The organism is Enterococcus columbae DSM 7374 = ATCC 51263, assembly GCF_000406925.1.
Taxonomy (GTDB): Bacteria; Bacillota; Bacilli; order Lactobacillales; family Enterococcaceae; genus Enterococcus_E; species Enterococcus_E columbae.
The window spans coordinates 949,520-961,065 of the sequence record NZ_KE136347.1; the positions used below are offsets into that span (position 1 = coordinate 949,520).

General features: G+C 37.3%; 9 protein-coding genes. 1 reads left to right on the top strand and 8 read right to left on the bottom strand.

Annotated elements, in window-relative coordinates:
• Positions 1 to 61 precede the first annotated feature (61 nt).
• From frr to RK02_RS04475, 8 genes are all read right to left on the bottom strand, one after another.
• Entirely contained in the window at positions 62 to 619 is a 558-nt protein-coding gene (gene frr / locus RK02_RS04440) for a ribosome recycling factor (protein ID WP_016183062.1), read from the bottom strand.
• Position 620: 1 nt separating this feature from the next.
• Positions 621 to 1,343 carry a UMP kinase gene (pyrH, locus tag RK02_RS04445; protein ID WP_016183063.1) on the bottom strand — a complete coding sequence of 241 codons (723 nt, stop codon included), beginning with the start codon at positions 1,341 to 1,343 and terminating at the stop codon, positions 621 to 623.
• A 229-nt stretch (positions 1,344 to 1,572) separates the two neighbouring features.
• The gene (tsf, locus tag RK02_RS04450) at positions 1,573 to 2,454 is read right to left on the bottom strand and encodes a translation elongation factor Ts (protein WP_016183064.1); all 882 of its coding nucleotides are present in this window, start codon (positions 2,452 to 2,454) and stop codon (positions 1,573 to 1,575) included.
• 126 nt (positions 2,455 to 2,580) lie between these two features.
• Positions 2,581 to 3,369, bottom strand: a complete 789-nt coding sequence (gene rpsB / locus RK02_RS04455) for a 30S ribosomal protein S2 (protein ID WP_016183065.1) — start codon at positions 3,367 to 3,369, stop codon at positions 2,581 to 2,583.
• Between the two features lie 240 nt (positions 3,370 to 3,609).
• On the bottom strand, positions 3,610 to 4,563 hold the full coding sequence (locus tag RK02_RS04460) for a CAP domain-containing protein (RefSeq protein ID WP_016183066.1): 954 nt from the start codon (positions 4,561 to 4,563) through the stop codon (positions 3,610 to 3,612).
• 117 nt (positions 4,564 to 4,680) lie between these two features.
• A complete protein-coding gene (locus RK02_RS04465) occupies positions 4,681 to 5,838 on the bottom strand; it encodes a GH25 family lysozyme (protein WP_018451803.1) in 1,158 nt (385 codons plus the stop codon).
• A gap of 82 nt (positions 5,839 to 5,920) precedes the next feature.
• A complete protein-coding gene (locus RK02_RS04470) occupies positions 5,921 to 7,147 on the bottom strand; it encodes a hypothetical protein (RefSeq protein WP_016183068.1) in 1,227 nt (408 codons plus the stop codon).
• Between the two features lie 77 nt (positions 7,148 to 7,224).
• Positions 7,225 to 8,379: a GH25 family lysozyme gene (locus RK02_RS04475; RefSeq protein ID WP_016183069.1), complete on the bottom strand. Its 1,155-nt coding sequence runs from the start codon at positions 8,377 to 8,379 to the stop codon at positions 7,225 to 7,227.
• Between the two features lie 384 nt (positions 8,380 to 8,763).
• Here RK02_RS04475 and RK02_RS04480 point away from each other — a divergent pair.
• Positions 8,764 to 11,546, top strand: a 2,783-nt coding sequence (locus tag RK02_RS04480) for a KxYKxGKxW signal peptide domain-containing protein (RefSeq protein ID WP_016183070.1), incomplete at its 3' end; no start/stop codon positions are given.

Here is an 11,546-nt window from a genome sequence, read left to right on the forward strand (position 1 = left end):
AGTAAAATGTAAACCTAAATAGAAAAAAAGGCAGTCAAAACGACTACCTTTCATGCAAAAATTATACTTCTAATAATTCTTTTTCTTTGTCACTAGCAATTTTATCTAGTTCTTTGATGTTACGATCTGTTAAATCTTGAATTTCTTTTTCAGCAGAACGCAAATCGTCTTCGGTAATTTCACTAGCTTTTTGTTGTTTTTTATATTCATCGATTGCATCACGACGGATATTACGCACAACAACCTTGGCTTGTTCAGCTTCTTTTTTCACTTCTTTAGCTAATTCTTTACGACGTTCTTCTGTTAATTGAGGAATCACCAAACGAATCACATTGCCATCGCTAGTTGGTGTAATACCTAAATCTGAAGCTAAAATTGCTTTTTCAACTTCTTGAACCATTGATTTATCAAATGGTGTAACCATCAAAACGCGCGCTTCTGGAATTGAAATTGAAGCCATTTGATTTAATGGTGTAGGCACACCATAATAAGTCACGCTCACACGATCAAGTAGTGAAGCATTCGCGCGTCCTGCACGAATTTGTCCTAATGAACGTTGTAAGCTTTCTTGTGCTTTATGCATTTTGTCTTTTGCTTCGTTAAAAATTAAGTCAGCCATGTTATTTCCCCCTTACAGTGGTTCCAATATTTTCTCCTAGAATTGCACGACGAATATTTCCTGGCTCATTTAAATTAAAGACAACTAATGGAATATCGTTATCCATACTTAATGAGCTTGCAGTTGAATCCATGACTTGTAGCCCTTTGGCAATGACTTCTAAGTGTGTTAATTCATCAAATTTCACTGCATTTTGATCTTTCTTAGGATCTGCAGAGTACACACCATCTACATTGTTTTTAGCCATTAAGATAACATCTGCATTGATTTCAGCAGCACGCAACGCAGCGGTTGTATCTGTTGAAAAGTAAGGATTACCTGTTCCACCAGCAAAAATCACGATTCTCTTCTTTTCTAAATGTCGTTCCGCACGACGACGAATATATGGTTCAGCGATTTGACGCATTTCAATCGAAGTCTGTACTCGTGTTGGTACGCCTTCATTTTCTAATGTGTCCTGTAAAGCCAATGCATTCATAACTGTTGCCAACATTCCCATATAATCAGCTTGCGCACGTTCCATCCCCATTTGAGCGCCGATTTGACCACGCCAAATATTGCCACCACCGACAACAATTGCCATTTCAACACCTAAATCATAAACCTCTTTAATTTCCTTGACAATTTCTTTTATTGTAGGTGGATTGATGCCAAAGCCAGTTTCCCCAGCCAAAGCCTCGCCACTTAGTTTTAATATGACTCGTTGATATTTTGGTTCAACCATAACAAATCCTCCGTGAATTCTTTTCAGTTTTATTTTATCATATTTTTACATGAATACCAGTTTTGTTTCTTGAAAAAGCACAAAATAAGTAATTTTTTATTTTAGATAGAAAATTATTGATTGCTTTCTGAAAAACATCAGTGACTTAATTTTCTTGTTTGATAACATTTTTGAAAATTCCTAAAAAAAAGGAGCGCATTTTCATGCGTTCCTATTTATTTTACAGTGCTTATTTTTTCACTTGGCTCATAACTTCTTCTACAAAGTTATCCACGCGTTTTTCGATACCTTCACCAACTTCAAAACGAGTGAATGAAGCAACGCTAGCACCTTTAGTTTCAACAAATTTACCAACAGTCATGTCAGGATCTTTAACGAATGGTTGGTCAACTAAAGCAATTTCAGCTTTAAATTTCTTCAAGCGACCTTCAACCATTTTTTCAACGATATTTGCTGGTTTGCCTTCATTTAAAGCTTGTTCAGTAAGAATTGTTTTTTCGTGTTCTAATTCTTCTTGAGGAATTTGGCTTTCGTTTACATAACGAGGGTTGATAGCAGCAACGTGCATTGCAACGTCACGAGCAACTGCTTCATCAGTTGTACCTTCTAAAACAGTTAATACAGCAATACGTCCACCCATGTGTAGGTAGCCACCAAATGCATCGTTGTCACCTTTTTCAACAACATGGAAACGACGGAAGCTGATTTTTTCTCCGATAACTTGTGTTGCTTCGATTAATGTTTCGGCTAAAGTGCCTTTTGAAGCTTGTAATTGTAATGCAGCATCCATATCAGCTGGACGGTGTTCTGCAACTAATTCAGCGATTTCTTTTACAAGGTTTTGGAACATTTCGTTTTTAGAAACGAAGTCTGTTTCAGAGTTTACTTCAACGATTGCAGCAACATTTCCTTTCACTGCAACTGAAGCTAAACCTTCTGCAGCGATACGGTCATTTTTCTTAGCAGCTTTAGCCATACCTTTTTCACGTAATAAATCAATCGCACGGTCCATATCTCCTTCAGTTTCGACTAAAGCTTTTTTAGCGTCCATCATACCTACGCCTGTTTTGTCGCGTAATTCTTTAACTAATTTAGCTGTAACTTCTGCCATTTTGAGAATTGCCTCCTAAAAAATTGGTTTAATTTTCAAAAAAGAGCTGCTTCAAAAGGAGAGTGAGGCTTCTCACCTAGCCCTTTAAAACAGCTCCATTTAAATTCTTTGGTTTGAAAGATTTAATTATTCAGCTGATGCGTTGTCGCCTTCAACAACTTCAACGATTTCTTCGATTGAAGTAGCAGCTTCTTCAGTTGCTTCGAATAAAACTTCTTCAGCAGCTTGGTCTTCACCTTGGTTACCTTCGATGAAAGCATCTGCCATTTTAGCTGTGATTAATTTAACCGCACGAATTGCATCGTCGTTAGATGGAATCACTACATCGATTTCATCTGGATCACAGTTAGTATCCACCATCGCTACGATTGGGATATTTAATTTGCGTGCTTCTTGAACAGCAATGCGTTCTTTACGAGGGTCAACAACGTACATTACGTCTGGAATTCTTGGCATTTCTGCGATACCGCCTAAGAATTTTTCTAAACGTTCACGTTCTTTGTTAAGACCTGCAACTTCTTTTTTAGGAAGTACGTCAAAAGTACCGTTTTCTTCCATTTCGTTGATAGCTTTTAAGCGAGAGATACGTTTTTGGATTGTTTCCCAGTTAGTTAACGTACCACCTAACCAACGATGGTTTACATAGTATTGACCAGCGCGGATAGCTTCGTCTTTAATTGCATCTTGTGCTTGTTTTTTCGTACCTACGAATAATGCAATACCGCCATCTTCAGCGATTTCTTTCATGTATTCATAAGCTGCATCTACTAACTTAACGGTTTTTTGTAAGTCGATGATGTAGATACCATTTCTTTCAGTGAAGATATATTTCTTCATTTTTGGGTTCCAGCGACGAGTTTGGTGACCAAAGTGTACGCCGGCTTCAAGCAATTGTTTCATTGAGATAACTGCCATGTTAAAATTCCTCCAATTTGGTTTTTGTTTTCCTCTTCTTATCTTTAACCTTGCTGGCAAACTATTGCTAGCACCTACCAACAATCCAATAAGAATGTGGGATATTGTGGTGTATTGTGCTGTACACACAATTGTCATTATACACTGAAAATTAGTCACTTGACAAGTATTTTTACTTAAATATTTCTAATTTAACCAAAATAATATCCTCATGGTCTAAACCATGAGGATAATTCTTACTTAAAAGGTATAGAAATTTTGTGAAGCGTAGATAATGCCATTAGCGTAAGCAAAGCCACAACCGATTTCTTGATAATTTGGTGAAACCATATTTCGATAATGTCCATCAGAAGACTTCCACATATCAAAAAATAATTTTGCAATTTGCTCATTAGATACTGAGACATAGCTATGATAAGCAATATTTTCACCAAAATAGCGATAATTTCCAGAAATCATTCCTTCATCATTCACTGTTTCTAGCTTGCTACCATCAGGACGCACATGATTAAAATTCAACATAATTTCCCACGCTCTTAAATCTGCTATTTGAAAAGCTTGCTCATTCCATTTTAACGGTGCTAAACCTTTTTGCTGTCGCTCTTGATTGACGAACTGCAAACAAGCCAAACCAATTTGACGACTATCAAAATTGGTTTGATTAATCGGTCTGGCCCAACCTGTCAACTCAACAGATTGACCAGCCTTTAAAGCATACCAACCAATTTTTTCATCCTGCCAGCCTTTTTGCAACAAAGCCTGATGTTCAGCCAGACTAGTCGTATAATGATGACTACCTGCTTTAGCATTGCGATTATAGCTACGATAAAGTGGAATCTGTTGGTTATCAGCCGAATACCAACCTATTCCTTCATCACGCCAACCAAGACGTTTTAACCAATTTCGCTCACCCACACTTGTTGTATAATGATGATCCCCACTTTGCACACTATACAAACGATACACTGGGGTTGAACTACTGCTTGGAGCAATCCAGCCCACCCCTTCATAATACCAACCACTTTGAGCTAATAATGATCGCTCAACGGTATTTTTAGTGTATAAGTGTTCTCCACTATTGGGATTATATAAACGATACATTGAAATTTCAGCCGCCTGCAAAGAACCAGCTAAAGACAAATACAGCAAAATCCCACCTAGGAACATCACAAATTTTAATTGCCACTTTTTCATATCTAACCCTCCAATCTTAGTTTTTTACTGCATATTTCAATACAATCAAAAACTAATCCTAACCTACACTAAAATACAGAAAATTTGTTTTTTATCTCTAAGATAATTTTACCACAATTATGAGAATAGTTGTGCAAAACTTACTTGACCTGATAAACGATTTAAATCTAGAGAGCCATCGTAGCCTTTTAATCTAGCGGTCGACGTGTACTGATGAAGTGCAAAATTCTCCGTTGAATCTGGAGCGTTATTTTCATAGTAGCCTGAATTATCTCCGTAAGTAGGTACCCAAATTGCTTGGAATTTAGTGGTATCTAAGTTAAAGGTCGCAAAACGATTATTAGCAATATAAGCGCCAATTTTACTTGCACCATTTGTAGCTAAAGTCAGCCGATAACTTTCCATCGCATCACGAATAGAGGTCCCATCAGTTAACCCACCAGATAAATACTCATCCTCCACATCAAGCCAATAAAACTTTGGCTGAAAGGAGCTTGCTAAATGATAAAATTGCGTCGCTTGTGCATTTATTTCGGCAAGCGTATCACTAGGTGCCACATAAGCATAGACTGCTACAGGTACGCCACGTTTTTGTAACTCAGTGAGATGTCTTTGATAATTATTATCAGCTCGATAGCCCGTATAGACTCGAACGATTGCCCCATCAATTTGATTGGCTAAGGTATCATAATCAATCTTGCTAGGTGATTGCCATTCTGATAAGTCGACAATTAATGGACTAGGTAGATTCACCCCATACCAAGCAATCGCTTCATCCTGCCAGCCCAGAGAAGTTAAATAAGTTTGCTCAGCTTTATTTAACGTATAATTATGGCTACCAGCTAAAGCATTAGGGTTATATGCACGATAGAGTGGTTTAGCATAATCCGCATTACTTGGTGCAGAATACCAACCAACTCCTTCATAACGCCAACCTTTAGCAACTAACGCCTCTTTTTCTCCTGCACTTAACGTGTAATGATGGTCACCTGCATTAGGATTATATAACCGATAGACTGCCTCGCCTGTCACTGGGGCATACCAACCAGTCCCTTCATCCTGCCAGCCTAGAGCAACCAACTGTTGTTTTTCCAATCTTGCTTTGGTGTAAAAATGCTCACCTGAATTTGGGTTATACAGTCGATACAAACGCTCCGAAGCGATGGTACTCGCATGAACAGACTGAACATTCCTTTCAGACCATAAACCAAAAAGAGCAAAGGAAAAAAGTAAGAGTAATAATTTCTTCATAGATAATAGGGTTCCTTTAAACATTATTTCCCAACATCCCTAGCTCTATTGTAAAGAAAATGGCAAGAAAGTGCTAGCCCTTCTTGCCATCAAAAATATTAAGTCATTAATAAGCGCCGTGAATTAACCACGCATCGCTACCAGCACGTAAATCAAATGAGGTACCTTTCGTTTCAGGCTTCTTATTAACCTGCATATTAACAGCGCCTTTCATCGTCACATCAACCCCATTCATCAACACTTGCAAATTACGGATAGATAAAGTTGCCACATTCTTTTGCCAATCTTCAATTTGGGCATGTAAAATATAGCGTTCATTAGTAGTTAATTTGGTTTGATACATACCAACAACTTGGTCATTCACACGAGTAACCACATACTCCCCTTGAGGCAATTGATAGTATTGAACGGTCAATTTTGCACTATCATCCATATAAGCTGCTGTATTCACGCTATAATATTGTTGACCATGATCGTCTGAGCCAGCTGGGAAATTCACCGTTTTCACCGCTAAACGCCCTTGGGCAAATTCGATAGAGCCTCCATCTTGATAACCAATATCTAAGCCAACTTGACCTGAGGCATCCCCATTTCCAGCGATGATAAACTGCAGACCATAAAAATCACCATCTAGCTGTGAACCCTTCATCGTTACATCAGCAGAAAATTCAATAAATGGCACTGCTTGCGTTTCTGGCATTTGATCAAATGGTTTTTGTGAATAAAGCAGGCGATAAGATCCTGGATTATTTCCCTCGCCTCCACCATTTGCTGTAATGTTTTCATCTACCTTACGTGGAGTAGCACTATCCGTAACGATTGGTCGATTAGACATCTCACTATCACCTAATGCATACCAACCTAGATTTTCACCACGCCAGCCTAGCGCGATTAATTGATGATATTCGTCGCGACTTAACGTATAGTGATGGCTACCTGCTCCTTTGGCGTTAGGATTAAATAAGCGATAAACCGCATGACCACCCTTAGAATACCAACCAATATTTTCATATGACCAACCCACCTTAACCAAATTATTCTTTTCGGCTAAGCTAGTTGTGTAATGATGATCACCTGAAGTCTTACTATACAAACGATAGACTGGACGGCCACTTGTTGGCGCAGTCCAAGCGCCGCCCTCATTCTTCCAACCAACGGAAACCAAATGATCACGTTCAGCTACACTTGACGTATAAAAATGTTCACTACTGTTAGGATTATACAATCGATACATCTTAATCCCTTCATCCGCATGAACTTGTGAAGCAACCACTCCACCTAGCACCAGGGCTGATGCTAAAAATGCCGATTTCAACCAAAAACTCTTTTTCACAAAAATGCCTTCTTCCCAAAATTAGTGCTTAATGATAACATAAGCCTACTTATTTATTCGGCTAAAGATTTATTAAATTAACCAAAAAGATAAGAAAAATCTTCCGGATGCACCAAACGACTCAAATCTAAATTACCAGTATAACCAGCCAATTCTCCTTTTGATGTATATTGATGCATATCGTAGTTTTTAGTTGCATAAGGATAGCTTTTCACTTCATTTGGATCAAACAGACCGTTATTATAAATACCATACGTTGGTATCCAAATCGCATCAAATTGATCTACATCTAAATTAAATTGCGCATACAAATGATTGGCAATATACGCACCAACTTTTTTTGCACCAAGCGCTTTTAATTGACTGCGAAATGCCTCTGCACCCTCGCGCATCGTACCTGTTGTCATCGTATTTTTTTCAAAATCGCCCCACCAAAAAGTTGGTTGAAAACCTTGCGCTCTTTGATAAAACAGGGTAGCCTCTCGTTTCATCTCACTAACCGAATCGCCCATCACAAAAGCATAAACAGCAACTGGAATCCCGCGTTTTTGAAATTCACGAATATGTGTTTGATAAGCCTTGTCTTCACCTGATAGATACTGTGCACCATTTTCAATATTTTGCTTTTCCGTACCATGCTGCACACGAACAATCACACCATCCACATCACTCGCTAACTCATCATAATTAATCTTACTTGGTGATTGCCAACCTGAAATATCTAAAATAACGGGCTGAGGAATAAAAATTGGCTCTTGATAAAAAGCCACCCCCTCATCACGCCAGCCCAAACTCACTAACTGATTCCGCTCATTTCCGTTTAAAGTATAGTGATGACTGCCTGCCCCACTTTCATTTGGATTAAACAAACGATAAACCGCAGCTCCGGTATCTTTAGTCATCGAATAACCAGAAATCGACTCATAGCGCCAGCCCTTAGTCATCAACCAATTACGTTCATAAACACCGGTGGTAAAATGATGCTCGCCTGAATTAGGATTGTATAACCGATAAATCGGCTGTCCCCCATCAGCTGCCTTCCACGCTCGACCTTCATAACGCCAACCAGCATCCATCAGCATCGTCTTTTCTACCCGATTTCCCGTATAAAAATGCGCACCATCATTTTCATTGTACAATCGATAAATCGCCTCTGCTTTAACGTTGGTAGCTACACCAAACAACAAACCAGCACTTAACACACCTAGACCTAAACTTTTTAAAAATTTCATCCATAATCCCCCAAAAGATAATTCAAGTCATACTTACAAAATATTTGTGCCACTAACCATACTTAATTGCTATTTTTTAGACATTGTTTTGTTTTTTATCATCAATTAATATTCAAAAAGACACAAAAATTGGATAACCTGTTTGATTATTTAATCTAGTAAACGAATTTGTATCCTGATATTTTTTGCAAGTTACTTCATTTACATGATAGCACAAAATGAATAAAAGACAGATATTTCCTTTCATTTTTTCTTATTTCTATTCAGAAAAAAATTCAAGTCAAAAAGACAACCTTTGCACATATCTTTAATATTGGTCCGTTTTCTAGTGAATGAAAAGACAACCTTTCTCCAGTAGAAAACGGATCAAAACGTATCTACAAAATGTACAAATCTAAAAAGAACTGGGTTGTTGCACCGGTTGTATTATTAACTTTATTAGGTGCCGTAGCTCCAGCTCCAATCGCTTTAACTAATGTGGTTAATGCGGAAGAAACAACTGTTGTAGCAGCAACAGATACAACAAAACAAGATGCTTTATCTAAGTTAAATACTTTAAAAGGTTATGGTTTTGATGTTTCTGCACAAGAAAACTCAATTAAAAGTGCGACAAACCAAGCTGATGTTTATACAGCTGTACTTAATGCTTATAAGTTAGTTACTACCGACACTGCTAAAAAATTAGTAAGTAATTATGACAATATCAAAAAGGCAGTAGAAGATGCTGCAACTGCTGGTAAAGTCACTTCTACAGAAAAAGATGCATTGTTGGGAGCTTTAAAATCTTCTGCTACTACTGAAGCAAATACTTATGTAACTACTGTAGGTGGATATACTTCTTCTACGACTGATTTGTATAAAAATCTAATTGATCAATTTACTACATTAGAAAATGCTTCAAAAAAAGTTGAAGCTGCAAATAATGATGTAAAAACTTTATTAGATTCTTATGTTACAGGTAATGTTTCTGCTGATGCAAAAGTTACGGCAGCAAACGCTATTGTTGATGGCTTGAAAAATCTAAGTGAAGCACAAAAAGCTGCATATGATGCAAGCATTGTAGCTGCTCAAAACACATATACTCAAGCTGATAAATCTACTGATGTAAATGCTAAAAATGCGCTAGATACTTTAATTAATGCAGTTGATACAGCTCTATCTACCGCTAAAGAAGCAGATGCTACGAATTTATCAAATGATGTTACTGCAGTAAAATCTCTATCTGCATATACTGGATTATCTAGTGAATTACAAAAACAATATTCAGATAAGCTAGATGCAGCAAAAACATTAGATGCTGTTAAAGCTATTAAAGATGAGTTAGTGGCTAATGAACTAGCAAACAAACGTCAATCTGCTTTAGATGAAACCATCAATGTAAATTACGGTTCTTTTGGTGCTTACTATACAACAGGTACAGCTACTGAGACACTTGCTAAGAAACAAGCAATTGTTGATTACTTTAAAGGATTAGTTAATAAAGCAGATACAACTGATAAAGTTACTTCTGTAACCAATGACTTCGAAACATGGGCTGGTTATGCTAACATGACTGCTGCTAAAGCAGTGGTGACTGTTTCAACAATCATTGGGGATACTCCTACTCCAAACTTAGATGCAACAGCTCGTGCAGAATATACTTCAAAATATGAAAGATTAGCTACAACAGCATCTCCATTAGAATTGAAGAAATTAGTTGATGAAATAGTGGCAGCAAATACTAAAGCGTTAGAAGATGCTAAAACAGCTGCTGAAACAGAAGTGAAAGGTTTAGCAAACTTACCAAAAGCTGATTTAGAAAAAGCATTACAAGATATTAAAGATGCAGCAAATGTTTCTGGAGTGAAAACTGCTATAGATAATGCTAAAGCAGCTGTAGTTGATCCTGAACTAAAAGCTGCTAAAGATAAAGCAACTGAAGCTATTAAGACTTGGAAAGCTGCTGATGAAGCAACATACATTAGTGCTGTTAATGCTGAAACCACTGTAAATGGTGTAAACAAAGTATTTGCCGAAAAAGCTAATGCTTATCTAGGAACTTCTAATACTTCTGCCTTTGGAAAGAATGATGTAAAAGATATCAAACCAATTGCTTTAGCAGTATTGGATACTCTTGGTTTAAGTGATTCAGATTTAGCAAAAGCAAAAGCCGTGGTCAATGCAAGCGATGCAACAGTTGCAACTATCTATGATGGATTAAAACCATTCTTTACAAAGACAGTGGACATCGCCCAAAATGCTATTACTCAAGCAGCGTTAGTAAAAGCTCAAGAAGATGCGAATAAAGCCATTGATAGTTTATCATATTTAAGTGATGCTCAAAAAGCTGACTTCAAATCTCAGGTTGCTAAAGCGACAACAACAGCAGCAATTGGTGCACCTACAGATTTAGCTACAGCTGATACTATTGTTGGTAAAGCTAAAAAAGCAAATGAAACAGCTAAAACATTAGCAACTGTAACTAAACCTGAAGCTGTACGTAAAGTGCTTGCTCTTGAAAACTTAACTTCTGCCCAAAAAGCTGATTATCAAGCTAAGATTTTAGCTGCTAGTGATTCAGCTACTGTTGACTCATTAGTTGCTCAAGCTCAATCACTTGATTTACAACAAGAAACTGATTTAGCTACATTTAAAGCTAAAGCTGCTACTGCAGATACTGGTGCAATCGCCAAATTACCTAATTTAACCAATGATGAAATAACAGCATACAATAATGCTGTAAATGCTGCTACTACTTTAGAAGCTGCTAAAGATGCCTTTAATAAAGCAGTGGTACAAAGTAACAAAGCAACTGATGCTGAGACGGTTAAAAGTTTGAAATCTTTATACGATAACGGTAAGTTCAATGAAGGTCTTGCTAAAGCTGCTTCATTAAATGATGAAAAATTAAAAGCTGAATGGACAGAAAAATTTGCTGACGCAGTTAAGTTAGAAAATGCTAAAACTGCAGCAATCGATACTATTCGTAAGGCTGATTACTTAACAGAAAAACAAACGAATGACTTTGTTAAAAATGTTAATGCAGCAACTTCTACAGCTGACGTAGATAAAGTTTTAGATGAAGTGAAAGCTTTAGCTCCTGCAACAGCAGTACAATTATACCGTGCTTACAACCCTAACTCAGGTGAACACTTATACACAGCTGATAAAGCTGAATATGATCACTT

Bases quoted from the DNA above. Each gene is read 5' to 3' on its own strand.
- frr (WP_016183062.1), bottom strand. From the start codon at position 619: ATGGCTGACTTAATTTTTAACGAAGCAAAAGACAAAATGCATAAAGCA.
- pyrH (WP_016183063.1), bottom strand. From the start codon at position 1,343: ATGGTTGAACCAAAATATCAACGAGTCATATTAAAACTAAGTGGCGAG.
- tsf (WP_016183064.1), bottom strand. From the start codon at position 2,454: ATGGCAGAAGTTACAGCTAAATTAGTTAAAGAATTACGCGACAAAACA.
- rpsB (WP_016183065.1), bottom strand. From the start codon at position 3,369: ATGGCAGTTATCTCAATGAAACAATTGCTTGAAGCCGGCGTACACTTT.
- RK02_RS04460 (WP_016183066.1), bottom strand. From the start codon at position 4,563: ATGAAAAAGTGGCAATTAAAATTTGTGATGTTCCTAGGTGGGATTTTG.
- RK02_RS04465 (WP_018451803.1), bottom strand. From the start codon at position 5,838: ATGTTTAAAGGAACCCTATTATCTATGAAGAAATTATTACTCTTACTT.
- RK02_RS04475 (WP_016183069.1), bottom strand. From the start codon at position 8,379: ATGAAATTTTTAAAAAGTTTAGGTCTAGGTGTGTTAAGTGCTGGTTTG.